The sequence below is a fragment of the Ruegeria sp. CL3 genome (genome assembly GCF_056536505.1).
In genome coordinates, this window is record NZ_JBQFPT010000002.1 from 57,938 (window position 1) to 82,917 (window position 24,980).

21 protein-coding genes are annotated in these 24,980 nt (G+C 59.7%); 8 read left to right on the forward strand and 13 right to left on the reverse strand.

What is annotated here, in order from left to right; translation table 11 throughout:
- Positions 1-49: 49 nt before the first annotated feature.
- From ACR0NO_RS02610 to ACR0NO_RS02630, 5 genes are read right to left on the reverse strand one after another with little or no spacing between them, the layout of a single operon-like run.
- Entirely contained in the window at positions 50-1,978 is a 1,929-nt protein-coding gene (locus tag ACR0NO_RS02610; RefSeq protein ID WP_480722884.1) for an acetyl/propionyl/methylcrotonyl-CoA carboxylase subunit alpha, read from the reverse strand.
- Positions 1,968-2,426 carry a hypothetical protein gene (locus ACR0NO_RS02615; RefSeq protein ID WP_480674412.1) on the reverse strand — a complete coding sequence of 153 codons (459 nt, stop codon included), beginning with the start codon at positions 2,424-2,426 and terminating at the stop codon, positions 1,968-1,970. Before ACR0NO_RS02615 ends, ACR0NO_RS02610 begins: the two co-directional genes overlap by 11 nt.
- Positions 2,427-2,433: 7 nt before the next feature.
- Positions 2,434-4,038: a carboxyl transferase domain-containing protein gene (locus ACR0NO_RS02620; RefSeq protein ID WP_480722885.1), complete on the reverse strand. Its 1,605-nt coding sequence runs from the start codon at positions 4,036-4,038 to the stop codon at positions 2,434-2,436.
- On the reverse strand, positions 4,035-4,511 hold the full coding sequence (locus ACR0NO_RS02625; RefSeq protein ID WP_419738299.1) for a hypothetical protein: 477 nt from the start codon (positions 4,509-4,511) through the stop codon (positions 4,035-4,037). Before ACR0NO_RS02625 ends, ACR0NO_RS02620 begins: the two co-directional genes overlap by 4 nt.
- Positions 4,508-6,034, reverse strand: coding sequence for an AMP-binding protein (locus ACR0NO_RS02630; protein ID WP_480722886.1), 1,527 nt, complete (start codon positions 6,032-6,034; stop codon positions 4,508-4,510). Before ACR0NO_RS02630 ends, ACR0NO_RS02625 begins: the two co-directional genes overlap by 4 nt.
- A gap of 137 nt (positions 6,035-6,171) precedes the next feature.
- Here ACR0NO_RS02630 and ACR0NO_RS02635 point away from each other — a divergent pair, with 137 nt between their 5' ends.
- Positions 6,172-6,777 (forward strand): OmpW/AlkL family protein, encoded by a 606-nt coding sequence (locus ACR0NO_RS02635; protein WP_480722887.1) that lies wholly within the window; start codon positions 6,172-6,174, stop codon positions 6,775-6,777.
- A 48-nt stretch (positions 6,778-6,825) separates the two neighbouring features.
- Here the strand turns inward: ACR0NO_RS02635 and ACR0NO_RS02640 are convergent, their stop codons facing one another.
- From ACR0NO_RS02640 to ACR0NO_RS02650, 3 genes are all read right to left on the reverse strand, one after another.
- Entirely contained in the window at positions 6,826-7,992 is a 1,167-nt protein-coding gene (locus ACR0NO_RS02640) for an isovaleryl-CoA dehydrogenase (protein ID WP_170375107.1), read from the reverse strand.
- 170 nt (positions 7,993-8,162) lie between these two features.
- A complete protein-coding gene (locus ACR0NO_RS02645) occupies positions 8,163-9,353 on the reverse strand; it encodes a DegT/DnrJ/EryC1/StrS family aminotransferase (protein ID WP_480722888.1) in 1,191 nt (396 codons plus the stop codon).
- Positions 9,354-9,392: 39 nt separating this feature from the next.
- Positions 9,393-10,064, reverse strand: a complete 672-nt coding sequence (locus ACR0NO_RS02650; protein ID WP_170664886.1) for an HAD-IA family hydrolase — start codon at positions 10,062-10,064, stop codon at positions 9,393-9,395.
- A 134-nt stretch (positions 10,065-10,198) separates the two neighbouring features.
- Between ACR0NO_RS02650 and glmU the strand changes: the two genes are divergently transcribed.
- The 4 genes from glmU to ACR0NO_RS02670 are packed head-to-tail and all read left to right on the forward strand — an operon-like array spanning position 10,199 to position 14,606.
- Positions 10,199-11,551 carry a bifunctional UDP-N-acetylglucosamine diphosphorylase/glucosamine-1-phosphate N-acetyltransferase GlmU gene (gene glmU, locus ACR0NO_RS02655; RefSeq protein WP_480722889.1) on the forward strand — a complete coding sequence of 451 codons (1,353 nt, stop codon included), beginning with the start codon at positions 10,199-10,201 and terminating at the stop codon, positions 11,549-11,551.
- Positions 11,552-11,555: 4 nt separating this feature from the next.
- Positions 11,556-13,379: a glutamine--fructose-6-phosphate transaminase (isomerizing) gene (gene glmS, locus ACR0NO_RS02660; protein ID WP_480722890.1), complete on the forward strand. Its 1,824-nt coding sequence runs from the start codon at positions 11,556-11,558 to the stop codon at positions 13,377-13,379.
- Positions 13,380-13,382: 3 nt separating this feature from the next.
- On the forward strand, positions 13,383-13,925 hold the full coding sequence (locus tag ACR0NO_RS02665; RefSeq protein WP_480722891.1) for a pyridoxamine 5'-phosphate oxidase family protein: 543 nt from the start codon (positions 13,383-13,385) through the stop codon (positions 13,923-13,925).
- A 3-nt stretch (positions 13,926-13,928) separates the two neighbouring features.
- Positions 13,929-14,606: a DNA alkylation repair protein gene (locus ACR0NO_RS02670; RefSeq protein ID WP_480722892.1), complete on the forward strand. Its 678-nt coding sequence runs from the start codon at positions 13,929-13,931 to the stop codon at positions 14,604-14,606.
- Positions 14,607-14,707: 101 nt separating this feature from the next.
- On the opposite strand, the gene ACR0NO_RS02675 is transcribed toward ACR0NO_RS02670, so the two are convergent.
- The gene (locus tag ACR0NO_RS02675) at positions 14,708-15,139 is read right to left on the reverse strand and encodes a hypothetical protein (protein ID WP_170467929.1); all 432 of its coding nucleotides are present in this window, start codon (positions 15,137-15,139) and stop codon (positions 14,708-14,710) included.
- 90 nt (positions 15,140-15,229) lie between these two features.
- On the opposite strand from ACR0NO_RS02675, the gene moaA reads away from it, so the two are divergent.
- Together moaA and ACR0NO_RS02685 are read left to right on the forward strand one after the other, a co-directional pair.
- Positions 15,230-16,237, forward strand: a complete 1,008-nt coding sequence (gene moaA / locus ACR0NO_RS02680; RefSeq protein ID WP_170637112.1) for a GTP 3',8-cyclase MoaA — start codon at positions 15,230-15,232, stop codon at positions 16,235-16,237.
- Position 16,238: 1 nt separating this feature from the next.
- On the forward strand, positions 16,239-17,561 hold the full coding sequence (locus ACR0NO_RS02685; RefSeq protein WP_480722893.1) for a 3-deoxy-D-manno-octulosonic acid transferase: 1,323 nt from the start codon (positions 16,239-16,241) through the stop codon (positions 17,559-17,561).
- A 42-nt stretch (positions 17,562-17,603) separates the two neighbouring features.
- Here the strand turns inward: ACR0NO_RS02685 and ACR0NO_RS02690 are convergent, their stop codons facing one another.
- Genes ACR0NO_RS02690 through ACR0NO_RS02705 form a run of 4 tightly spaced genes read right to left on the reverse strand, consistent with a single transcriptional unit; the run spans position 17,604 to position 22,961 of the window.
- Positions 17,604-18,767: a M20 aminoacylase family protein gene (locus ACR0NO_RS02690; protein WP_480722894.1), complete on the reverse strand. Its 1,164-nt coding sequence runs from the start codon at positions 18,765-18,767 to the stop codon at positions 17,604-17,606.
- A 17-nt stretch (positions 18,768-18,784) separates the two neighbouring features.
- Entirely contained in the window at positions 18,785-19,951 is a 1,167-nt protein-coding gene (locus ACR0NO_RS02695) for a M20 aminoacylase family protein (protein WP_480722895.1), read from the reverse strand.
- Positions 19,952-19,968: 17 nt separating this feature from the next.
- The gene (gene argE, locus ACR0NO_RS02700; RefSeq protein ID WP_480722896.1) at positions 19,969-21,135 is read right to left on the reverse strand and encodes an acetylornithine deacetylase; all 1,167 of its coding nucleotides are present in this window, start codon (positions 21,133-21,135) and stop codon (positions 19,969-19,971) included.
- Between the two features lie 5 nt (positions 21,136-21,140).
- Positions 21,141-22,961, reverse strand: coding sequence for an ABC transporter ATP-binding protein (locus ACR0NO_RS02705; protein WP_170467939.1), 1,821 nt, complete (start codon positions 22,959-22,961; stop codon positions 21,141-21,143).
- Between the two features lie 286 nt (positions 22,962-23,247).
- On the opposite strand from ACR0NO_RS02705, the gene ACR0NO_RS02710 reads away from it, so the two are divergent.
- A complete protein-coding gene (locus tag ACR0NO_RS02710) occupies positions 23,248-24,954 on the forward strand; it encodes a peptide ABC transporter substrate-binding protein (protein ID WP_480722897.1) in 1,707 nt (568 codons plus the stop codon).
- Positions 24,955-24,980: the final 26 nt, after the last annotated feature.

Consider the following 24,980-nt stretch of genomic DNA (forward strand, 5'->3'; position numbering starts at 1 on the left):
TTAAATTCGGATGGCCCGACTGTGCCACGCAATGCACGGACCGAACAGATCAATCCTCGGCCAAGCGAACAAGGGCCGCCCCGGCCTCAACCTGCGCACCTGCGTCTGCCAACACCTCGGCCACCAGACCATCGCGGGCAGCGAGCAGTGAATGCTCCATCTTCATGGCTTCCAGAATCGCCAGCCGGTCGCCCTCTTTCACGGCCTGCCCAGCCGAGGCGAAGACGGCCTTGACCAGTCCCGGCATCGGCGCCTCGATCACATTGGTATCTCCTGCAGCGCTGGCATCGCGATCCAAGGGGTCAACGATTTCGAACATCTGCCCATAGTCTTCAAACACCGTGACCTGAGGCCCAGAGACGGCGACATTGGGCATGCGTTGTCCATCAATGGTCCAGCCACCATTGCGCTGCGCAACCACCTGCGCGCCATTCACAGTCCAGACCTGCCGATGCGGGCTTTCGACCTGAACATCCAGATCAATGACCTCTCCGTCGCGCATCAGCTGCACTGCCCGGTGCAACGGCCCCCACAGGGTGAAGCCAGCCTCTGAGGTCGTCTCTGTCAGCCCCAGCGCTGTCATCGCCGCGGCCACAACCGAGGCATTGGTCGTGCCTGACGTCCTTACCAGATCCTCCAGATCGCGCCCGATCAGACCCGTATCCACGTCGCCCGAGGCAAACCCACCATGGCGAGTCAGAGCGCCAAGGAAGGCCAAATTGGTCACCGTCCCGGCAACCTCGGTCTGGCGCAGGGCGCGATGCAGGCTCTCAAGCGCGACCGCGCGGGTTGGACCATGCACCACGACCTTGGCGATCATCGGATCATACCAGGGGCTGATCGTGTCCCCCGCCCGCACGCCACTATCCGCGCGGCACTCAGGCGGAAACCGCAAATAGGTCAGAGTCCCCGTCGCGGGCAAAAAGCCCTTGGGCACATCCTCGGCATAAAGCCGTGCCTCAAACGCGTGACCGCTGATCAACAAGTCATTCTGTTGCTTCGGCAAGCTTTCACCCGCTGCAACGCGCAGTTGCCATTCGACCAGGTCCAAGCCCGTGATTGCCTCGGTCACTGGATGTTCAACCTGCAGGCGCGTGTTCATCTCCATGAACCAGAAGCGATCAGGCCGCAGCCCTTCGGACGCGTCGACGATGAACTCAACCGTCCCGGCCCCTTTATAACCGATTGCCTCCGCCGCGCGGACACCGGCCTGCCCCATCGCCTCGCGCATCTCGGGCGTCATGCCGGGGGCCGGAGCTTCCTCGATCACCTTCTGATGTCGCCGTTGAAGCGAGCAGTCCCGTTCAAACAGATGCACCGCATGGGTGCCGTCGCCGAAAACCTGAACCTCGATATGCCGAGGTTTGGCTACGAATTTCTCGACCAGAACCGCGTCATTGCCAAAGGCAGTCTTTGCTTCACCGCGCGCACTTTCCAAGGCGTCCGCGAACGCTTCGGGAGTCTCAACCAACCGCATGCCTTTTCCGCCACCGCCCGCAACCGCCTTGATCAGCACGGGATAGCCAATGGCCGAGGCTGCTTCGGCCAGATGAACTGGGTCCTGATTGTCGCCGTGATATCCGGGCACAACGGGAACGCCTGCGTCCTCCATCAACGCCTTGGCTGCATCCTTGAGGCCCATCTTGCGGATCGCATCCGCCGAAGGGCCAATGAATGTCAGCCCTGCAGCCTCAACCGCATCCACAAAATCCGGGTTCTCGGACAGAAACCCATAGCCGGGATGGATCGCCTGCGCCCCGGTCTCGAGCGCCGCTTGGATGATCACATCCCCCTTCAGATAGCTCTCCGCCGGAGCGGCCGCACCGATATGCAGCGCCTCATCTGCCATCTGCACATGCTTGGCCGAGGCATCCGCATCCGAATACACGGCCACACAGGACACACCCATTTTTTGAGCGGTCTGGATAACGCGACAAGCGATCTCGCCACGGTTTGCGATTAGGATTTTACTGAACATGACAAACCGCCTCTTCGAAGATAGAACCAGACGAGCATTCGGTGCTTAGGCTCCAAGAGGATGCAGTGCATTCGAAAGCTTCATCGCGGAAATAGAACAGAAAGTTTCTCGCAAGGTCAGACCTGGCCGAAATTATGGTCCAAGGTGTTTCGTCGAGACTTTCTATAAAGTCGCCATCCACCTCGTAAAACTCTCCCCAAGCTGGCGCCACTTTGCTGAATCTGCACTGCCCACCGAACCACCCGTGATCATTAATCGACGTGAAACGAAATCGCTGGCAACCAGCAAACCGGATAAACAGATGCCCTCGCGCCAGATGCGATGGGTTCAACCACTCATTTGGGCAAAACCGCAACCAGAGATCGCCACCTGCTCTTGCAGCTACCGGCATCGGCGCATTCGGATCCGCGTTCCAATCCTTGTTCAATTTCGTGAAATGTGTGTCCATTGGGCAATCACATCCTGAACACGCCGAAACGCGTTTCCTCGATCGGAGCGTTCAAAGCGGCGCTTAGCGACAGGGCCAGCACATCGCGCGATTTGCGCGGGTCGATGATGCCGTCATCCCACAACCGAGCCGAGGCATAGAGCGGATGAGACTGCTCCTCGAACATGTCCAAGGTCGGGCGTTTAAATTCGGCCTCTTCCTCAACCGACCACGTCCCGCCCTGCCGCTCGATCCCGTCGCGCTTGACGGTGGCCAGAACGCCCGCGGCCTGTTCGCCTCCCATTACGGAAATCCGCGAGTTCGGCCAGGTCCACAGGAACCGCGGCTGATAGGCCCGACCGGCCATGCCATAGTTTCCAGCTCCAAAAGACCCTCCGACCAGCATCGTGATTTTCGGCACCGAGGTTGTCGCCACCGCCGTCACCATCTTGGCCCCATGCCGCGCGATGCCTTCGTTCTCGTATTTGCGACCGACCATAAAGCCGGTGATATTCTGCAGGAAAACCAGCGGTATGCGACGCTGAGAACATAGCTCAACAAAATGCGCGCCCTTCTGCGCGGCCTCGGAAAACAGCACGCCATTATTGGCGATGATCCCGACGGGGCAGCCTTTGACATGGGCAAGGCCAGTTACCAGTGTCTCGCCAAAGCGCGGCTTGAACTCATCGAACCGAGAGCCATCGACCAGCCGCGCGATCACCTCGCGAATGTCGTAGGGCGTGCGTAGGTCAGCTGGAACAACGCCGAGGATTTCCTCAGGGTCGTAAGCAGGGTCTTCCGGGCTTGCCCAATCGACCGTCTGCGGTTTGCGCAGGTTCAACGAGCCGACGGCCCGACGTGCCAAAGCCAGCGCGTGGGCGTCATCCTCGGCCAGATAATCCGCCACCCCGGACAGGCGGGTATGGACATCGCCGCCGCCCAGTTCTTCCGAACTCACAACCTCGCCAGTCGCGGCCTTGACCAGAGGCGGTCCGGCCAGAAAGATCGTGCCTTGTTCTTTCACGATGATGGTCACGTCCGACATCGCGGGCACATATGCGCCACCCGCCGTACACGAGCCCATCACCACAGCGATCTGAGCAATCCCCTTCGCGCTCATCCGCGCTTGGTTATAGAAGATACGGCCAAAGTGGTCGCGGTCAGGGAAGACCTCATCCTGATTAGGCAGGTTCGCACCGCCGCTATCCACCAAATAAATACAGGGCAGATGGTTTTCCTCGGCAATCTCCTGCGCGCGGAGGTGTTTTTTGACGGTCATCGGATAGTACGTGCCGCCCTTCACCGTGGCGTCGTTGCAAACCACCATGACCTCGCGCCCCTGTACTCGGCCAATGCCCGCGATCACCCCGGCACAAGGCGCGGCATCGCTATACATCCCATGCGCCGCCGTCGCGCCGATCTCCAGAAACGGAGACCCCGGATCAAGCAGGTTCGCCACCCTGCGTCTGGGAAGCATCTTGCCCCGAGAGACGTGCCGCGCACGAGATTTCTCGCCACCGCCCATTCGAGCGGCTTCTGCGGCAGTTGAAATTTGCGCCAACGCTTCGAGATGGGCGGAGCGGTTTGCATTGAAGCCCTCGGAGGCGGGCATGGCTTTGGACGTTAGTTTCATTTGGCTACCTCATCGGCTAGTCTTTGCAGGTGCCGCCACTCCACCCAACGTCCTGCATTCAAATACATCTTGCACCACGTATCCGAGGGAATTTCTTCTCTAGGAGATGCATCGCAAACATCGAACTCCTCTTGGACTAACCGGAGGTACTTGCGTTCATAGTTTCGAGCTACCCAGCCGGACCCTCCAATGCTTTCCGGCAAATTGGATTCTATCTCTTTCCAGATTCCACTGACATGTTCAGAAAGCTCTACCAAACATTGAACTCGATCTTCTTCAACGCGTCCGATTGTGCAGTATTCGACTGCAGTGCTCACACAATTGGTGTCCATCGTCATACCGTTCTCGGGTTGACTTAAAAATGCACACCCGTTGAACCATTTCAAAACACTAATCGGTTTGTCCGTACTTTCTGCATGCGCAGTGCAAACGCTAGACAAAACTAAGGAAAGTGCGCAGATCAAGTTTTTCATAGTGGGACCTCCCCAGCGGCCCGCGCCTTCAGTTCCTTCCGGATGACCTTCCCGGTCACGGTCATCGGAAGCTCCTCCAAAAACGTCACCTCCCGCGGATAGGAATACTGCGCCAGACGGTCCTTGACCCACTCCTGCAACTCCGGCCCTGAGGCCTCGGCCCCGGGTTTCAACACCACATAGGCCTTCACGATCTCGGTCCGCAGTGGGTCGGGTTTGCCGACCACGCCGACCGTTGCCACAGCAGGGTGGGTCAGCAAGCAATCTTCAATCTCGGCGGGGCCGATGCGGTACCCGGCGGAGGTGATCACGTCATCATCGCGCCCAACGAAGCGCAGGTAGTCGCCCTCCCACGCACCTCGGTCTCCGGTGATCAGCCAATCCCCCCGGAACTTCTCAGCCGTGGCCTCGGGCCGGTTCCAGTATTCAAGCAGCATCGAGGCCGAGCCGCGCCGGATGGCCACGTCACCCTCGTCCGTCGTGGGTGTTCCGTCCTCATCAATCACCGCTACCTCATGGCCCGGAACCGGTTTGCCGATAAAGCCGGGACGCACAGGGAAATCCTCGGCACAGGACGAGACGACCATGTTGCATTCGGTCTGGCCGTAGAACTCGTTGATAGTCAGGCCAAACGCCTGTTGCCCCCACGCCAGCATCTCGGCGCCCAGAGGCTCGCCCCCTGACGCGACCGAACGCAGGCCGGGGATGCTCTGATCCGCCGCTTTCAGCATCCGCAGCGCGGTCGGAGGAAAGAACACATTGCGCACGCCGCCGCGCGCGATCACATCGGCGCAGGCCTCGGGAGTGAATTTGTCCAGCCGGGTGGCCACCACGGGGATGCCCAGCGCAAGGCCCGGCATCAGGACATCAAACAGCCCTCCGATCCAGGCCCAATCCGCCGGGGTCCAGAGGCAATCCCCTGCGCGCAGGTGATTATGGCTGATCGAAACGCCGGGTAGATGGCCGGTCAGCACACGGTGCCCGTGCAGAGCACCCTTAGGGCTGCCGGTCGTGCCCGAAGTATAGATCAGCACGGCGGCGTCTTCGGGGCCGGTATGCGCAAAGGGCAGCTCTGGGCCGGGATGGGCAACCTCAGCGGCGATCATAGGCTCGGCCAGATCACTCAGCAGCCCGGCGCCCTCGGCATCCGTCAGAACGATCCCTGCCCCGGCATCCGCCACGCGGGAGCGCAGAGCGTCCCGTTTGAACAGCTTGAACAGAGGCACAGAGATCGCGCCGATCTTCCAGATCGCCAGATGCGCTGCCGCACACCACGGAGACTGGCTGAGCAAAACACCAACCCGGTCACCGGTCTGGACCTTGGGCAAGAGCGCCCGCGCAAGCCCATCGGCCATCTCGTGCAGTTGACCGTAAGTTACCGGCCGCTCCTCGCCCTCGGTCAGATCGACCAAGGCGACCTGTTCGGGTGCATGGTTCAGACACTGGCGCGCCATGTTCAGATGATCAGGGACATCCCAGCCACCCGCCGAGCGCAAACCCGGTATGCGCAGATCGCCTGACATCAAGAATTTCCTTTATTTTCAGGGCCTGCAGTTATGTCACACTCGGCGCGCGCGCTCACGCAAATTTGACTCAGATCAGAGAGTGCAGGCAGCGCCCGTGCAAAACAGCGGTCATCAACTGAACCAAAGGCAGAACAATGACCAATAAACTCGCCGCTTTGACACTCTCCACCGCGCTGGTCGCGCTGGCTGGCTCCGCACTCGCCCAATCGCAAGGTGACTGGACCGTTGGTTTCGGTGTTGGCTACCTGGACCCTAAATCTGACAACGGAACGCTGGCCGGATTTGACGCCGAGGTCGACGACGATACTCGTCCGATCTTTACCGTCGAATACTTCATCCGAGACAACCTGGGTATCGAATTGCTGGCCTCCACGCCGTTCGAGCACGATATCACCTTGGGCGGCAGCACCGACGCTGGCAGCACCAAGCACCTGCCCCCCACCTTGTCGCTGAACTACCACTTCCCGACCAACAGCGCGTGGAAGCCCTATGTCGGCGCGGGCCTCAACTACACTATCTTCTTCGAAGAAAGCTCTCCGCTGGGCGACCTGGAACTGGACAACTCGTTCGGTTTGTCGCTTCAGGCTGGTTTGGACTATCAGATCACTGAACAAGGCGCTGTCCGTTTGAACGTGCGCTGGTTTGACATCGACTCGGACGTCAAACTGAACGGTGCCGATATCGGCACCGCGGAAATCGATCCTTGGCTGGTCGGCGTATCCTACGTCCATCGCTTCTGATCCTTTGATCGAAACGCCCCGCAGTTCCCTTGGCTGCGGGGCGATTTCTTACCCCAGCATTTCGCCCATCAATTCGCGACCGATTAGCATGCGGCGGATTTCGCTGGTCCCGGCCCCTATCTCCATCAGCTTGGCATCCCGGAAGATCCGGCTGACCGGAGCGTCCGACAAGAACCCCGCCCCACCCATCGCCTGAACGGCCTGATGCGCCTGCGTCATCGCCGCCTCAGAGGCATAGAGGCAGCACGCCGCCGCGTCCTGACGGGTCACGTCCCCTCTGTCGCAGGCCTTGGCGACCTCATACACGTAAGCACGGGCCGAGTTCATCGCGGTGTACATATCCGCGATCTTGCCCTGCATCAGTTGGAACATGCCGATGGGTTTGCCGAACTGCTTGCGCTCGGCCAGATAGGGCATGATTTCATCCAGGCATGCGGCCATGATGCCGGTTCCGATCCCGGCCAGCACAACACGTTCATAGTCGAGCCCGGACATCAGAACGGCAACACCCTTGCCCTCTTCGCCCAGAACATTCTCAAACGGTACTTCGACATCTTCAAAGATCAGTTCTGCGGTGTTGGACCCACGCATCCCAAGCTTGTCGAAATGGGGCGAGGTCGAGAATCCCGTCATCTCTTTCTCGATCAGAAACGCGGTGATCCCTTTCGATCCCGCATCCGGGTCGGTCTTGGCGTAGACCACCAGAGTATCCGCGTCCGGCCCATTGGTGATCCAATACTTGTTCCCGTTCAGGCGGTAATGATCATTGCGCTTCTCGGCGCGCAGCTTCATCGAAACCACATCCGATCCAGCCGAGGGTTCGGACATCGCAAGCGCGCCCACATGTTCGCCCGAGATCAGGCGCGGCAGGTATTTCTGCTTTTGCTCTTCCGTGCCGTTCAGCTTGATCTGGTTCACGCAGAGGTTGGAATGCGCACCATAGGATAGCGAGACCGAGGCCGAGGCCCGCGCGATCTCCTCGATCGCGATGGTATGGGCCAGATAAGACATGCCAGCGCCACCATATTCCTCGGGCACGGTCACGCCCAACAGGCCCAGCGCGCCCATCTCGGTCCAAAGCTCATTGGGGAACGCGTTCGACGCATCGACCTCGGCCGCCATCGGCTTGACCCGCTCCTGCGCCCAACGATGCACCATTTCGCGCAGCGCATTCACGTCCTCGCCCAGATCGAATTGCATACTCGCCATGAACATTGACGCTCTCCTCTCAGCATTAATGAACAAGTGTTCAATAACTGGATACCAGCGAATCTGCGGCGGGTCAATCATTCCGGGCGCCCCGGTTCCAACACGCAAAACGCCGCCCCAAACGGGGCGGCGTTTTCTGAAAAATCAAGCGTGCGCTGCAGGCGCACTCAATTGGATCACGATTGGTAAACTGCTCCGACTTCGGCCCTGATGATGCGAGCGATCAGCTGGCAGTCATCCAGCGAAAAGGTCAGCGGTACGCGCATATCCATGATCCCCGCAAGAACCCGGTCCGAAGCAGGCATCCGCTCACTCTCAGCATAGCGCCAACTGTCATAGCGTGAGGTAAACCCGGTGGGCTCGGCACCGCCGAACCATTTCAGCTCTACCCCGCGACTGGCGCAACGGCTGATCACCTCGGCAATCCGCTCCGGCAGCCAGTCAAGCAGCAGGAACTGGATCGACGACCCAACATAGGTCTCTGCCTCGGGACGCTCGACCATTGTGAGGCCGGGCGTTCCCCGCAGACCGTCTTCAATTACCTGATACCGTTCGTTCCAACGACCAACCTGCCGATCCAAATCACATAACTGAGGACGCAAAATCGCAGCGCGCAAGTTATCCATACGGCCCGAAACGTTCGGCGTGGTGTACTTGATCCGCTCAAACACCTCTGGCCCAGGCGCAGCCAGATGCCGTTCATAGAGCATATAGGACCCTGACAGCATCGTGGCTTTAGCCGCAAGTTCCTCATCATCGGTAACCAGCAGACCACCCTCGCCCGAGTTCACATGTTTATAAGTCTGGCACGAATAACACCCAATGGCCCCTTGCCGACCCGAGAGTTGCCCGCGCCACGCGGCCCCCATCGTATGAGCGCAGTCCTCGATCACGACAACTCCGGCCGCATCGCAGAGCTGCATCAACCGGTCCATGTCGCACAGATGGCCACGCATATGGCTGAGCATCAGAACCCGCGCCTGATCCAGCTTGGCCTCCAGATCCTCCAGATCAATGGTCAGGTTTTCGGTCACACCGACAAAAACCGGCCTGGCCCCGACCGAAGCAATCGCCCCCGGTACAGGCGCCAGAGTAAACGCGTTGGTCAGAACAGGCTCGCCGGGCTGCACGCCCACGGCCCGCAAGGCAGTCGCCAAAGCATAGCCACCCGACGATACAGCAAGACAATATTTCGCCCCCATCTGGGCCGCGAATTCCTGCTCCAGCAGCGCGGTCTCGCCCAATTCGCCAGGAACAACGTTGTAGCGATGCAAACGTCCGTGCCGTAGAACGGCCAGAGCGGCCTCTACCGCCTCGTCCGGGATGGGTTCTTGCTGGGTGAAGCTGCCAGTGAATGTCTCAGTCATAGGCTAGTTCTGGGGCTCCATCCGGTCAGGGTCAAGGGATCAAGCCGCCGCACCGATCAACTCGGCCACAAGATCGGGCAGATCGTTGAAATGATGCAGCAAGGCTTCAGGCTTCAAAGCGGCCATATCGTCGCCTGAGGGACCGAACGTGACCAGAACCGAAGGTACTCCGGCCGCTTTCGCGGTATTGCGGTCGGTATCAGAATCCCCGATCAGAACGCATAGGTCTGGATGCCCACCTGCACGCCGCGCGGCCTCGCGCAGAGGCTCGGGGTCAGGTTTGCGCACCGGCAGAGTGTCCGCCCCGACCAAGGAGGCGAAGTGATCCAGCACACCCATCTGGCTGAGCAATTGATGCGCCAGACGTTCAGGCTTGTTGGTGCAGATCCCAACGCCATAGCCTGCGGTTTTTAGGGCCTCGACCGCGTCCAAGGCACCGGGGTAGAACTGCGTGTGGGAGTCGATGTCCTGAGCATAGGCTTCAAGCAAAACCGGATAATACGCGTTAACCGTACCCTCATCATAGGCCCCGACGCGCTTCAATCCGTGCATCAACATCATGCGCCCGCCACGTACGGCGATGCCCGCATCCTGCCCATGAACCAGAACATCCCCATGCCCCATCTCGCGAAAACAATGGTTTGCAGCGGCCAGCAAATCGCCCGAAGTATCCGCCAAAGTCCCGTCCAGATCGAAGATGACCGTGCGCATTGCGCCTCCTTGCTCGGCAGGTTTCCGCCATGTCCTGTTGCAATCGGCAATCTAGTTTGATGGCCGAACGGCTTGCGCCTTTGCCCTCAGCGGATAAAACGGACGGCAACAAAACACAAAGAGAAAACGATTTCATGACCACTGCCCTTGTCATCCTTGCCGCCGGGAAAGGCACCAGGATGAATTCGGACATCCCCAAAGTCCTGCACCCGATCGCTCAGGTTCCGATGCTGGTTCACGCAATGCGCGCCGGTTCGGTGCTGTCGCCCGAGCGCACCGTGATTGTCACGGGCCACGGGGCGGAGGCCGTCGCCAAGGTCGCACAGGCCGAGGATGAGACCGCGCAGATCGCCGTGCAAGATGAGCAACTGGGAACCGCCCATGCCGTCGCTCAGGCCCGCGATGCGCTGGAGGGGTTTGAAGGAGATGTAGTGGTTCTTTACGGCGACACGCCGTTCCTTCAACCCGACACGCTCGAGCGGATGATCGAAGCGCGCGCGCAGAATGACTTGGTGATTCTGGGGTTTGAGGCCGCAGACCCGGCCCGTTATGGACGTCTGGTGATGAACAGCGACACGTTGGAGCGGATCGTCGAGTTCAAGGACGCCTCGGATGATGAACGCGCGATCACCTTCTGCAATTCGGGCCTGCTGGCCTGCAACGCGGCCACCCTGATGTCATTGATCGACGCAGTCAGCAACGACAACGCCTCGGGCGAATACTACCTAACGGATGTGGTCGAAATCGCCCGCTCCCGCGATCTGAGCGTGACAGCGGTCGCCTGCGATGAGGCGCAGACGCTGGGCGTGAACTCTCGCGCAGATCTGGCCGCGGCGGATGCGGTGTTTCAGACCCAAGCACGGGCAGAGTTGCTGGATTTGGGGGTCACGCTGATGGCCCCGGAAACCGTCTACCTTGCTGCCGATACGGTGATCGGGCGCGATACTGTGATCGAACCAAATGTGGTCTTCGGTCCCGGCGTGACTGTCGAAAGCGGCGCAACGATCCGGGCGTTTTCACATCTGGAGGGCTGCCATGTCAGCCGAGGAGCCATCATTGGCCCCTATGCCCGCTTGCGCCCCGGCGCGGAACTGGCGGAAAACGCGCGCATCGGCAATTTCGTCGAGATCAAGAATGCTGAGATCGCCGAGGGCGCAAAGGTCAATCACCTCAGCTATATCGGGGATGCCTCGGTCGGGGCGGGTTCGAATATCGGGGCAGGCACGATCACCTGCAACTATGACGGTGTAATGAAGCACAAGACCACGATTGGCGAGGGTGTCTTTATTGGCTCCAACACCATGCTGGTGGCCCCGGTGACCGTGGGCGATGGCGCAATGACGGCAACCGGTACAGTCTTGACGAAAAACGTGGAAGCCGAGGCGCTGGCCGTTGCGCGCGCCAAGCAGGAAAACAAGCCCGGCTATGCGCGCAAATTGTTTGATATGTTAAAGGCGAAAAAGGCTCGCCGCGATAAAGAGGCCTGAGTTTATGTGTGGAATTGTAGGTGTATTGGGACAGCATGAGGCTGCCCCTATTCTGGTCGAAGCTCTGAAACGGTTGGAATATCGCGGCTATGACAGCGCCGGGATTGCGACCGTCTACGATGGCGCTTTGGGACGCCGTCGGGCCGTGGGCAAGCTGGTGAACCTGAGCGACCTTCTGGTCCACGATCCCCTGCCCGGCAAATCCGGGATTGGACACACCCGCTGGGCCACGCACGGCGCGCCCTCGGTCACCAACGCGCATCCACACAAAGCTGGGCCTGTTGCAGTCGTCCATAACGGGATTGTCGAGAATTACCGCGAGCTGCGCGCCGAACTGGCCGAACACGGCTTGGATTTCGTGACCGAGACCGACACCGAAACCGTGGCCCTGATGGCCGCGCATTACCTGAATACCGGTCTGCCCCCAGTCGAAGCGGCCTTCAAGACCGTCGATCAGCTGGAAGGTGCGTTTGCGCTTGCCTTTCTGTTTGATGGTCAAGACGACCTGATCGTGGCCGCGCGCAAGGGCTCTCCGCTGGCGATCGGCCATGGGGAGGGCGAGATGTATGTGGGTTCGGACGCGATTGCCTTGGCTCCGCTGACCAACAAGATCACCTATCTTGAGGAAGGCGACCGAGCCGTTCTGACCCGCACCTCGCTGGAAATCCGCACCGAAGCCGGTGAGCTGGCCAATCGCGAGATGCGCAAGATCAAGCTGGATACGGCCCGCGCCGACAAGGGCGAACACAAGCACTTCATGGCCAAAGAAATCGCCGAGCAACCGGTGGTCGTGGCCGAGGCCATCCGTTCGTACCTGCCCACCGGCGGTGACCGCGTGGTTCTGCCCGAGACCGATCTGGATTTCACCAAGCTGGACCGCCTGACCATGGTCGCCTGCGGAACGGCCTTCTATGCCTGCCTGACAGCGAAATACTGGTTCGAACAGCTGGCGAAAATGCCGGTCGAGGTCGATATCGCCAGCGAATTCCGCTATCGCGAACCTCCGATCACTGACCGCACGCTGGCCTTGTTTGTTAGCCAGTCGGGCGAAACCGCCGATACGCTGGCCGCGCTGCGCTATTGCGAGGGCAAGGCCGACAAGATCGCTTCGGTCGTCAATGTTCCCGAAAGCTCGATTGCGCGGGAAAGCGATATTGCCCTGCCCATCCACGCAGGGGTTGAGATCGGCGTCGCCTCGACCAAGGCCTTCACTTGCCAGCTGAGCGTGCTGCTGATGCTTGCGCTGAAAGCTGCGGCAGATCGTGGAACCCTGAGCGATGAGGAACTGGCCGATCACGCCGCCGCTCTGCGCGGCTTACCCTCGGTCCTGAATGCAGCATTGGATCAGAACCGCGCCATCCGCAAATCCGCCCAGCGCCTGTCCGAAGCCCGCGACGTGCTGTTCCTCGGCCGTGGCCTGATGTATCCGCTGGCGATGGAAGGCGCGCTGAAACTGAAGGAAATCAGCTACATCCACGCCGAAGGTTATGCGTCGGGTGAATTGAAACACGGCCCCATCGCGCTGATCGACAAACACATGCCCGTGGTGGTCATGGCCCCGCGCGACGCCGTTTTCGACAAGACCGTCTCGAACATGCAAGAGGTGATGGCGCGTAAAGGCAAGGTCATCCTTGTCTCGGATGATGACGGCATCGTTGAGGCTGGCGATGATGTCTGGAGCACAATCCGCATGCCCCACATCCACACGAACCTGACCCCAATACTCTACTCGGTTCCGGCGCAGTTGCTGGCCTATCACACGGCTGTCGCCAAGGGGACGGATGTGGATCAGCCGCGCAACCTCGCGAAATCTGTGACTGTGGAGTAAGACATGGCCAAGCAATTCCCTCATCTGGACGATGCGCATCAGAAATTCATCAACGAGCAGCACATGTTCTTCGTGGGCAGCGCCGGGGTTGAGGGACGGGTCAATATCTCTCCCAAAGGCATGGATTCACTGCGTATTCTGGGGCCAAACCGGATTACCTGGATGAACCTGACCGGCAGCGGGAATGAGACCGCCGGGCATCTGCTTGAGGTTAACCGCATGACCCTGATGTGGTGTTCCTTCACCACCCGCCCGCTGATCCTGCGCACCTATGGCACCGCACGCACCCTGCATGCGGGGGATGACGGTTGGGACGAACTGGCAGGTCACTTCCCCAACCACCGCAGCGCGCGGCAGATCTATGACCTCAGCATTGATCTGGTGCAGACCTCCTGCGGTTATGCGGTCCCGTTCATGGAGTTCCAGTCAGACCGCGACACAATGCAAAAATGGGTCGACGGCAAATCGGACGACGATATCCGCGCCTATTGGGTCGAGAAGAACCAGCAGACGATTGACGGCAAACCCACCGGCGTTCCGGTCTAGACCATGCTTGCCCCCTATCTGGATCAGATCAAGGCCCATGCCGATGCCGAGCGCGCGGAACAAGTCGCAGCCTATCACAAGGCCGAGCGTCCCTATCTGGGCGTAGCCGTCCCCGTTCTCAACGATCTGACCAAAGCCTGGCGCAAGGAATTGTCGGTTGCTGAGCGCGTCACTCTCGCGGATGCGCTCTGGCAGACCAACATCCATGAGGCGCGCGTTGCGGCCTCCAAACTACTGACCCAGGCGCGGATTCGCCCGGATGAGGATGTCTGGGCCCTGTTGCAAAGCTGGGTGCCCGATTTCGACGCATGGGCCATCGCCGACCACGCCTGCACCGCCATCCAGAAACGCCTGAGCGCTGATCCCACGCGGCTGGATCAGGTCGAAACATGGACGGCATCAGACCACATGTGGACCCGCCGCGCTGCTCTGGTCTCAACGCTTCCTTGGACCAAGCAGAACCACCCCAAACCCGAAGATCTGGCGCGTCGCGATCGAATTCTCGGTTGGGCTGCAGGCTATGTGGCCGATCGGAACTGGTTCATCCAGAAATCCATTGCGTGGTGGCTGCGGGAACTCTCCAAACATGATCCGGATCGGGTCGTGGCTTTCCTGGATGCACATGGCGACGCGATGAAACCCTTTGCCCGGCGTGAGGCCGGAAAATACCTGAAAAGTTAGAGCGTTTCGGGTTAGCTTTGTGACACGAATACCCTGCCACGCTTTCAGCGTTCTCGGGACATTCGTGTCACTTGATCATTCAGGTAAAACCCGAGAACGCCTTAGTTCGCGTAGACCTCGACCTCGACCAACTGATCGAACGGCACCAGCAACGCACGCATGGCATCCAATGACAAACGGCTGCCACCAGTCTCGGGCCCCGAGGCTGGAACCAGTGTGATGTAAGCCTGCGCCCCGGTTTTCGGCACAACAACCCGCGCGGTCACCTCGGAATCGACCAGGGGCGTCTGCATCCAGCGGCCCGGAGTCGACGGATCGCCCAACCCGGCAATAGTGGTCTTAGCGCCGGTCCAGTTCGCTGTCGCGGTTGCGGGCTGGATATAGGCAGAGCTTTCCGCCTCGGCAGGTGCGGTCTCTACAGCAGCAGGTGTTACCTCAGCAGCCTCATCGCGCCCCAACAAACGATCTGTTGTCGAACGTACGGTATCGCACCCGACCAGCAAAACGCAGGATATCACAAGCAGTTCTCTCATACTCCGAACTTACTACCCCTCATGCAGCTGCACCAGACCAAAGCACAGTTCACTCTTGTCGTGGGCCTGTTCCAGCTTTACCTATACCGCATGACTGCTCCGCTTATTGATCCTTTCGCCCGTGCCATCACGTATCTGCGCGTCTCGGTAACCGACCGCTGCGACTTTCGCTGCGTCTATTGCATGTCCGAGAACATGACCTTTCTGCCCAAGAAAGAGCTGCTGACGCTGGAAGAGCTGGACCGCATGTGTTCCACCTTCGTGAATATGGGCGTTGAGAAACTGCGCATCACCGGTGGTGAGCCGCTCGTGCGTCGCAATATCATGACGTTCTTCAACTCCATGACCCGTCATCTGGAAAGCGGCGCGCTGAAAGAATTGACGCTTACAACCAATGGCTCGCAGCTTTCGCGATTTGCCGATGACCTCTACGCGGCGGGTGTGCGACGGGTGAATATCTCGCTGGACACGCTGGATGAGGATAAATTCGCAGCCGTTACGCGATGGGGACGTCTGAAACAGGTTCTGAACGGGATTGATGCGGCGCAAAAGGCGGGCCTGCGGGTCAAGATTAACGCTGTGGCTCTGAAGGGCTTCAACGAACCCGAATTGCCCCAGATCACCGAATGGTGCGCCGAACGCGACATGGACTTGACCTGGATCGAGGTCATGCCGATGGGCGACATCGGCAATGAGGACCGGCTAGATCAATACTGGTCGCTCAAGGATGTGCGCAAGGAATACGAAAACCACTATAGCGTGACCGATCTGGCGGAACGCTCAGGAGGTCCGGCGCGCTATGTCCGGCTTGAGGAAACTGGCCAAAAGATCGGCTTTATCACTCCGCTATCCCATAATTTCTGCGAGAGCTGCAACCGCGTGCGCCTGACCTGCACCGGTGAGCTTTACATGTGCCTCGGTCAGGAAGACATGGCCGACCTGCGCGCGCCGCTGCGCGATCACCCGGACACGGAAAAACCCTTGGAAGAGGCGATCCGCGCCGCGATCAACCTCAAGCCCAAAGGGCATGATTTCGACTATTCCCGTCAGGCCGTCGATGGCCAGATGAGCCGCCACATGAGCCACACAGGCGGCTGACATGCCCGGCTCTGACGTTCGTCCGACGCTGCTGTACAAGCTGTACTGCGGCGTCACCTTTCTCGCGCAGCCCTTGGCCTGGACGACCGTGCGCAAAAAGCTGCAGGATGCCGAGGTTTCGCACAAGCGCCAACAGGAGCGATTGGGCTATGCCAGCCTCGACCGCCCCGCTGGACAATTGATCTGGTTTCACGCCGCAAGCGTCGGCGAAAGCCTCTCGGTCCTCAGCCTGATCCACCGGCTTGGCGAGCGCCTGCCGCGAACCGAGTTCCTGATCACCTCCGGCACGCCCACGTCAGCCGCGCTGATTGCCAAGCGACTACCCCCTCGCACTCGACATCAGTTTCCACCCTTGGACAGCGCCGGGCCTGTACGACGGTTTCTGAACCATTGGGCCCCAGATGCCGCAATTTTCGTCGAAAGCGAGATCTGGCCCCGCCTGATCGTCGAAACGGCTGGACGCGGCACACCTTTGTGTCTCCTGAACGCACGCTTATCCGGCAAGTCCGTGGCGGGGTGGCAAAAGCGTCCCGACACGGCGCGCTTCATCCTGGACCACTTCGCGCTGTTTCTGACACAGAACGATAAAACGGCCAAGAACCTGATCGCAATTGGGGCGGACCCTGATCGCGTCCAACCCGGCACCAACCTCAAGGCGATGTCCGACCCGCTACCGGTAGATCAAACCACGCTGACGGATATCCAAAGCCAGATCGGCCCTCGCCCCGTCTGGATCGCCAGCTCGACCCATGTAGGCGAAGAGGAAACGGTTCTGGCCGCCCATAACGCTTTGCTGAAGCAGTACCCAGACTTGCTGTTGCTGCTGATACCCCGACACCCGGAACGGCGCGAGGAGGTCGCGACCCTTCTGACCAAGGCCAAACTCAAATCGGCCTTCCGAACCAAGACGGACCCGATCACCGATGAGACACAAGTCTACGTGGCCGATACCCTTGGCGAAACTGGCACATGGTACGCGCTTTGCCCGATTGTCTTTCTCGGCGGGTCCCTGAAAGAGATCGGCGGCCACAACCCGTTCGAACCCGCCCAGGCCGGGGCTGCCGTCATCACCGGTCCGGGCTACTTCAACTTCGCCGAAACCTTCGCACCCCTGATCGAAACCGGCGGGGCCGTTCAAGTCGAAACCGCCGAAGATCTGGAGAAAGCCGTCAACACCTGGCTGTCCAACGACGCAGCCCTGACCCAAGCCCGCACCGCCGCCCGCGCCTGCGTCTTAACCCAAAAAGACGCGCTGCAAAACGTGATTGAAACGCTCTGCACCACACTCAGCCTAGAGCCGAAGGATCCTTCTTCATTTGGCTGAAAATATCCCGGGGGTGTGGGGGCAGAGCCCCCACCCTGTCATTCAGGCCGCAGGCATCCGCTGTTCAACAATCTCGGCCCACCAGCTGCATCCGGCTGGAATGGCCTCATCGTTGAAGTTGTATTCGGGATGATGGACCATGGCCGTGTCGCCATTGCCCACGAGGATATAGGCGCCCGGACGTTCTTCCAGCATAAAGGCAAAATCCTCGCCGCCCATGACCAGAGGGGCCTCTTCGCAAGCACCAGACACGGAGCGCGCGACGTCAGCCGCGAACTCGGTCTGCTCATCGCTGTTTACCATGACAGGATAGCCCCGGATATAGGTCACGTCTGCCGTGCCGCCAAAGGTCGCCGCCACGCCGTTGCAGATCTCGTTGATCCGCTGCTCGGCCAGATCGCGCATCTCCTTGCTCATGGTGCGCACGGTGCCTTTGATCTGAACCGATTGCGGGATCACGTTGAAGGCCTTCGACGAGGTCTCGAACGAGGTCACCGACACAACCACCTGATCGACCGGGTCTGCATTGCGCGAGGCTATCGTCTGCAGCGCCAGCACCGCCTGCGCCGTCATCACGGTGGTATCGACCGTCTCCTGCGGTTTCGCCGCATGACCGCCGCGCCCTTCAAACGTGATGTCGAACTGGTCCGTGGCAGCGAAGAACGACCCCGGACGGATCGAGAAGCTGCCAACCGGTTTGCCCGGCCAGTTGTGCATCCCGTAGACCTCCTGAATGTTCCAGCGGTCCATCATGCCGTCTTCACACATCTCGCGACCTCCGCCGCCGCCTTCTTCGGCGGGCTGGAAGATCACGACAACTGTGCCATCGAAATTGCGGGTTTCCGACAGGTACTTCGCCGCCCCCAGCAGCATCGCGGTATGACCATCATGACCGCAAGCGTGCATCGCGCCCGGCGTTTTCGAGGCATAGTCCAGCCCCGTCGCCTCGAGGATCGGCAGAGCATCCATATCCGCGCGCAGACCGATCACTTTGCCATTGCTGTCCGACTTGCCCTTGATCACACCGACAACGCCCGTGCGGCCAATACCGGTGACGACCTCATCGCAGCCGAACTCTGTCAGCTTTTCGGCCACCAGAGCGCTGGTGCGGTGGGTTTCAAACAGGATTTCGGGGTTTTCGTGCAGGTCGCGTCGCCAAGTTGTGATCTCGTCCTGCAGTTCCGCAAAGCGGTTTTTGACTGGCATATCTTGTCTCTCCTAAATCATTCGGCCGGCATCCGGCGTTCGACCATCTCAGCGAACCAGCTGCAGCCGGCAGGTATGGCGTCATCATCGAAATTGTATTCCGGATGGTGACACATGGCGGTGTCTCCGTTCCCTAGAAAGATGTAGGCTCCGGGCCGTTCTTCAAGCATGTAAGCGAAATCTTCCGACGGCATGATCGGGTCGGTACCATCGTTCACCTTTCCAGCCACGGCTGCGGCGGCCTCTGCGGCATAGCTAGTCTCGGCCTCGGAGTTTACCGTCACCGGATAGCCCGGCGTCCATTCTACCTTGGCGGACGCGTCAAAGGCCGAGGCTGTATCTTCTGCAATTCGGCGAACACGCTGTTCCGCGATCGCGCGGTACTCGGGGTCAAGCGTTCGTACCGTGCCTTTCAGACGGACCGTATGCGCAATCACGTTTGAGGCCACGCTGTCCGTCTCGAACGTACCCACCGTCAGAACAACTCGTTTGATCGGATCGACAGTGCGGGCCACAACGGATTGCAAAGACACAACAATATGCGATGCGACAAGCGTTGTATCCACCGCCTCATGCGGGGCTGCCGCGTGGCCACCCTTGCCGGTGACGGTAATTTCGAACTCGTCCGACGAGGCCAGCAGGGCTCCGGGCCGGATCGCAAATTCGCCGACCGGCAGGCCGGGCATGTTGTGCATGCCGTAAACTTCCTGAATGCCCCAGCGCTCCATCAACCCGTCCTGACACATGGCGAGGCCTCCGGCGCCGCCCTCCTCGGCCGGTTGAAAGATCAGCACGGCGGTGCCATCGAAATTCCGCGTCTCGGCCAGGTACTGCGCAGCCCCAAGCAGCATCGAGGTGTGCCCGTCATGCCCACAGGCATGCATCTTACCCGGAACGGTCGAGGCATAGTCCAGACCCGTCGCCTCTTCGATCGGCAGGGCGTCCATATCTGCCCGCAATCCGATCACCCGACCCCTGGTGTCCGAGCGGCCCTTGATCACTGCAACAACGCCTGTCTTGCCGACGCCCTCGGTGATGTCATCGACACCGAAGGCCTTCAGCCGCTCAACAACAAAACCGGCGGTCTCGTGGACGTCATACATCAGTTCGGGATGAGCATGCAGATGGCGGCGCCACTTGGTAATCTCTGCCTGCATTTCGGCCAGTCTGTTTTTCACCGGCATTTTGGACCTCCTTGGGATCAGGTGGACAGTTTTTCGACCAACCGCTGCATGAACGCATGGCCCGCTTCGAACTGCGCGACCGAGATGAACTCATTCGGTTGATGTGCCTGCGCGATGTCGCCCGGGCCGCAGATGACCGCTGAGTAACCTGCTTCCTGAAACTGCCCCGCCTCGGTGCCATAGCTGACCACGTGGCTGGCATTGTCGCCGGTCAGCGCGCGTACCAGAGCTTCGGCCTCGCCATCCTTTTCGGGGACCAGACCGGGGATCGAGAAATTCTCGGAGATCTCGATCCGCGCTTCGGGGTGAACGGCCTGCATCCGCGCCTCAACCGCGCGCACCTGTTCGAAATAGGCATCGCGCCATGCGGCTTTGCTTTCATCCGGCACCGTGCGGAAATCCAGCATGAAGTGGCAATCCTTGGCGGTGATGTTATGCGCGGTACCGCCTTCGATCATGCCCACATGGACCGTGGTCCAGGGCGGATCGAACACCGCTGCGGTTTCGCTGGGCGTGGCCGCCTGATTGCGGGCGTTCTGTTCATTCGCCCAATTGATCAGCGGCGCGGCCTCCATGATGGCATTCACACCTGTGTGCATGATCGAGCTGTGGACCTCGAACCCAACCATATGCGTGTCATAGCCAAAACCGCCCTTGTGGCCGGTGACAGCCTGCATTGTCGAAGGCTCGCCCACGATCACGGCCGAGCCTTTGGGCAGCACTTTGTTCATCGCCTCGATCATTGGCGGAGCGCCCGTGCATCCGACCTCTTCATCGAAGCTCAGCGCCAGTTGCAAGGGGCGCTTGAGGCCTGCATCGCGCGCTTCGACCAGTGCCCAGATCGCCAGCGCGTCAAAACCCTTCATGTCGCAGGTGCCGCGTCCGTAATACTTGCCGTCCTTCTCAGTGACAGTGAACGGATCGGTATCCCACGGCTGTCCGTCCACCGAAACGACATCTGTGTGACCCGAGAGGACAACGCCCCCCTCTTCCCAAGGACCGACATGCGCAAAGATCGCCGCCTTGTGCGGCTGATCCGGGTCCGGCCAGCGATGGGCTTCGATACCGTGTTCGTTCAGGTAACCTTCGACCCAGTCCACCAGCGGCAGGTTTGTGTCGCGGCTTACGGTCGGGAATGAGATCAACTTGGTCATGATCTCAAGCGGCGTCAGACGCTGTGGCATATGTGTTAGTACCCGCTATCCGTAGTCAGGATGAAATGGCCCGGCTCAACCTCTTTGTAGTTAGACGGTTCTGGCGCGTATCCAATTGGATGAATGGGCGACGGTATCGGCTTGAAATTCAAATCTTTTTCCGATTTCCGCTTGTTCGGGTCCGCGATTGGAACCGCCTTCATCAGCGCCTGCGTATACGGGTGCTGCGGGTTCTCGAACACCCGCGCGCGCGGTCCAAGTTCGACAATCCGGCCCAGATACATCACGCCCACATGGTGGCTGACCCGCTCCACAACGGCCATATCGTGACTGATGAACAGGTAAGACAGGCTCAGTTCGGATTGCAGCTCCATCATCAGGTTCAGAACCTGCGCCTGCACCGACACGTCCAGCGCCGAAACCGCCTCATCCGCGATGATCAGTTTCGGGTTCAAGGCCAAGGCGCGGGCGATTGCGATACGCTGGCGCTGACCGCCGGACATCTCATGTGGGAAACGGCGCATGAAGCTGCGCGGCAGTTGCACCTTGTCGAACAGCTGCGCAACGCGATCTTGCAGTTCCGACCCCGAGGCCACGCCATAGTTGCGCATCGGTTCGGCCACTTGGTCGATCAACTGCATCTGCGGATTGAGCGAAGCGAACGGGTCCTGAAAGATCATCTGCATATCCAGCCGCGCTTTGCGCAGACCGGATTGGTCCAGCTTCATGATATCGACGCCGTCCAGATTGACCTCACCCGCCATCGGCTCGACCAATCTAAGGATCGAGCGCCCGGCCGAGGACTTGCCGCACCCCGATTCGCCCACGAGGCTGAGCGTCTGCCCTTTGTTCAGCGTGAACGAGACATCCTCAACAGCATGAACGTTTGAGATCGTCCGGCGCAGCAAGCCGCCTTTGACCGGGAAGCGCGTGGTCAGGTTCTTGACCGTCAGTAGTGTTTCTTCCGTGCCGGGAATCGGAGCGATATTTTGCCCTTCAACACCCAATAGCTTCATCGGTTCCGGCGCGGCCTTTCCCTGCATCTCACCCAGTTTCGGCACCGCGGCCAGCAGCGCCTTGGTGTAATCATGCTGCGGGTTCTCGAAAATTTCAGTGACCGGGCCTTCTTCGACCTTATTGCCCCGGAACATGACCACAACGCGGTCGGCCATCTGTGCCACAACGGCCATGTCATGGGTGATGAACATCACCGCAGTGCCGGTTTCCCGCTTCAAACGGTCCATCAGGGCCAGAATCTCGGCCTGGATCGTCACATCCAACGCAGTCGTCGGCTCATCTGCGATCAGCAGACGCGGCTCGCACGCCATCGCCATTGCGATCACCACGCGCTGGCGCATGCCCCCTGAAAGCTCGTGCGGGTACTGCTTCAACCGGCGCTCGGGTTCGGGGATTCGCACTTGGCGCAGCAGCTCCAAAGCGCGCTCTTCAGCCTGCGTCTTGGACATGTCCTTGTGAATGCGCAGCCCTTCGGTCAGTTGCCGACCAACGGTGAAAACCGGGTTCAAGGCCGTCATTGGCTCCTGAAAGATCATACCGATCTCGTTGCCGCGAATCTGTTTCATCAGATCTTGATCGGCATCAGCCAGGTCCATCTCGGCCCCGTCGCGGCGGTCAAACAGCAGCTCGCCACCGGCGATTTCGCCTCCGCCGAACTCGACAAGACGCATCAGAGACAGAGATGAAACCGACTTGCCCGAGCCCGATTCGCCAACAATACAAACCGTTTCGCCCGGATTCACCTCAAACGAGACGTCCTCAACGCCCACGACCGGGCCGTCTTTCGTCTGAAACTCCACCCTCAGTTTTTTGATCTGGGCAATTGGTTGATCCAGCACGCGCGCGCTCCCTTTTGGGTCGTTTTGTTTTTATGGATGCCGAACGCTAAGGCGGCGAGCCAGGAAAAGTCAAACGCAATGCACGATTTCGTGACGGCAAGGCTTGCAATTTTCCTAAGTTCTGTTTCGATACCCGCGTAACCGACAACCAGCGAAGGCAGAAATCGCGTTGCGCGAAATGCAATTGCTATTTCTAACAATGCCTTAGCCAATAGTCGGCAACGCCAAATCCGCAGGCATTGCGGAGATAATCGAGACACGCAAGTGTCCAATTCGGGAGTGACTTATGAAGATCAAAACCCTTTTGCTTGGTGCGATTGCAAGCACGGCGATGGCCCCTGCGGCCTTTGCCGAGCGCGGATCGGACGGCAATGTCAGCATCATTTATTGGCAGGCTCCGTCAATCATGAACCCGTTTCTGTCGGGCGGCACAAAAGATGTTGAGGCAGCCTCGCTGGTTATCGAACCACTTGCACGCTACGACCAAGACGGGAACATGGTGCCGTATCTGGCCGCTGAAATCCCGACCGTTGAAAATGGCGGCGTCAGCGAAGACCTGACCACCATTACCTGGAAGATTGCGCCTGGCCTCACATGGTCGGACGGTACTCCGTTCACCTCGGCCGACGTGGTGTTTACCGCAAACTACTGCATGGACCCCGAAGGCGGTTGTGCACAGGTGACCAAGTTTGAAGGCGTCACCGATGTCGAAGCTGTCGATGACCTAACCGTTAAGGTAACGTTCGACGCACCGACCCCCTTCCCCTACGGACCGTTCGTGGGTGGTGAAAGCCCCATCATTCAGGCAGCTCAGTTCGCTGACTGCATGGGCGCAAAAGCCCCTGAATGTACAGATCAGAACTTCAACCCGATCGGCACCGGCCCATTTGTTGTCACCGAGTTCAAGCCGAACGACGTGATCACATTTGCAGCCAACGACAACTACCGTGACCCGGCCAAGCCGGCGTTTGCCAGCGTGACCTTCAAAGGTGGCGGCGACGCAACAGCGGCAGGTCGTGCGGTTATGGAAACCGGCGAGTTTGACTACGCCTGGAACCTGCAGCTGGCCCCTGAGGTCATTGCGCAGATGCAGGAAGGTGGCAAAGGTACTCCGGTCGCCGGCTTTGGCCCGCTGGTCGAACGTATCATGCTGAACCAGACCAACCCATCGCCCGACCTGCCGGAAGGCGAGCGCTCGACAGCCGCGCATCCGCACCCATTCCTGCAGGACCCGGCCGTCTACAAAGCCATGTCCATGGCCATTGACCGCCCGCTGCTGGTTGAGATCGGCTACGGTCAGGCTGGCAAAGTGACCTGCAACTGGGTTCCGGCTCCGGCTGCGTTTAGCTCGACCTCGATGAGCTGTGATACGCAGGATATCGAAGGCGCCAAGAAGCTGCTGGATGACGCAGGCATCGTTGATACCGATGGCGACGGTATTCGTGAAAAAGACGGCGTGCCGCTGAAAATCGTCTACCAGACCTCGACCAACGCTGTGCGTCAGGACTTCCAAGCGTTGATCAAAGAATGGTGGAGCCAGATCGGCATCGATTCCGAACTGCGCAACATCAACGCATCGGTCTTCTTCGGTGGTGACCCGGGTTCGCCTGACACCTTCCAGAAGTTCTATGCCGACGTGGAGATGTACGCCAACACCTTCAACGGCACCGACCCGCAGTCCTATCTGGGCAACGGTCTGTGCGACAAGGCACCGAAGCCAGAATCGCAGTGGCAGGGTGAGAACATCAGCCGCTTCTGCAACGAAGAGTTTGACGCCTTGCACGCCAAACTGGCTGAAACCGCAGGTCTGGAAGCCCGTGCGGAAATCGCCAAGCAGCTGAACGACATCATGGTTCAAAACGGCGGCATGATCCCGCTGGTGCACCGTGGCCGTCTGTCGGCGCATGCAAACACCCTGGGTGGTGTTGTCCTGAACGTTTGGGACAGCGAGCTGTGGAACATTGCGGACTGGTACCGCAAGACCGGTTCCTAAGCGTTAATCTTGCAATATCGCGCCCC

Coding starts and splice junctions, on each gene's coding strand:
- ACR0NO_RS02610 (WP_480722884.1), bottom strand. CDS start 1,978: ATGTTCAGTAAAATCCTAATCGCAAACCGTGGCGAGATCGCTTGTCGC.
- ACR0NO_RS02615 (WP_480674412.1), bottom strand. CDS start 2,426: ATGGACACACATTTCACGAAATTGAACAAGGATTGGAACGCGGATCCG.
- ACR0NO_RS02620 (WP_480722885.1), bottom strand. CDS start 4,038: ATGAAACTAACGTCCAAAGCCATGCCCGCCTCCGAGGGCTTCAATGCA.
- ACR0NO_RS02625 (WP_419738299.1), bottom strand. CDS start 4,511: ATGAAAAACTTGATCTGCGCACTTTCCTTAGTTTTGTCTAGCGTTTGC.
- ACR0NO_RS02630 (WP_480722886.1), bottom strand. CDS start 6,034: ATGTCAGGCGATCTGCGCATACCGGGTTTGCGCTCGGCGGGTGGCTGG.
- ACR0NO_RS02635 (WP_480722887.1), top strand. CDS start 6,172: ATGACCAATAAACTCGCCGCTTTGACACTCTCCACCGCGCTGGTCGCG.
- ACR0NO_RS02640 (WP_170375107.1), bottom strand. CDS start 7,992: ATGTTCATGGCGAGTATGCAATTCGATCTGGGCGAGGACGTGAATGCG.
- ACR0NO_RS02645 (WP_480722888.1), bottom strand. CDS start 9,353: ATGACTGAGACATTCACTGGCAGCTTCACCCAGCAAGAACCCATCCCG.
- ACR0NO_RS02650 (WP_170664886.1), bottom strand. CDS start 10,064: ATGCGCACGGTCATCTTCGATCTGGACGGGACTTTGGCGGATACTTCG.
- glmU (WP_480722889.1), top strand. CDS start 10,199: ATGACCACTGCCCTTGTCATCCTTGCCGCCGGGAAAGGCACCAGGATG.
- glmS (WP_480722890.1), top strand. CDS start 11,556: ATGTGTGGAATTGTAGGTGTATTGGGACAGCATGAGGCTGCCCCTATT.
- ACR0NO_RS02665 (WP_480722891.1), top strand. CDS start 13,383: ATGGCCAAGCAATTCCCTCATCTGGACGATGCGCATCAGAAATTCATC.
- ACR0NO_RS02670 (WP_480722892.1), top strand. CDS start 13,929: ATGCTTGCCCCCTATCTGGATCAGATCAAGGCCCATGCCGATGCCGAG.
- ACR0NO_RS02675 (WP_170467929.1), bottom strand. CDS start 15,139: ATGAGAGAACTGCTTGTGATATCCTGCGTTTTGCTGGTCGGGTGCGAT.
- moaA (WP_170637112.1), top strand. CDS start 15,230: ATGACTGCTCCGCTTATTGATCCTTTCGCCCGTGCCATCACGTATCTG.
- ACR0NO_RS02685 (WP_480722893.1), top strand. CDS start 16,239: ATGCCCGGCTCTGACGTTCGTCCGACGCTGCTGTACAAGCTGTACTGC.
- ACR0NO_RS02690 (WP_480722894.1), bottom strand. CDS start 18,767: ATGCCAGTCAAAAACCGCTTTGCGGAACTGCAGGACGAGATCACAACT.
- ACR0NO_RS02695 (WP_480722895.1), bottom strand. CDS start 19,951: ATGCCGGTGAAAAACAGACTGGCCGAAATGCAGGCAGAGATTACCAAG.
- argE (WP_480722896.1), bottom strand. CDS start 21,135: ATGCCACAGCGTCTGACGCCGCTTGAGATCATGACCAAGTTGATCTCA.
- ACR0NO_RS02710 (WP_480722897.1), top strand. CDS start 23,248: ATGAAGATCAAAACCCTTTTGCTTGGTGCGATTGCAAGCACGGCGATG.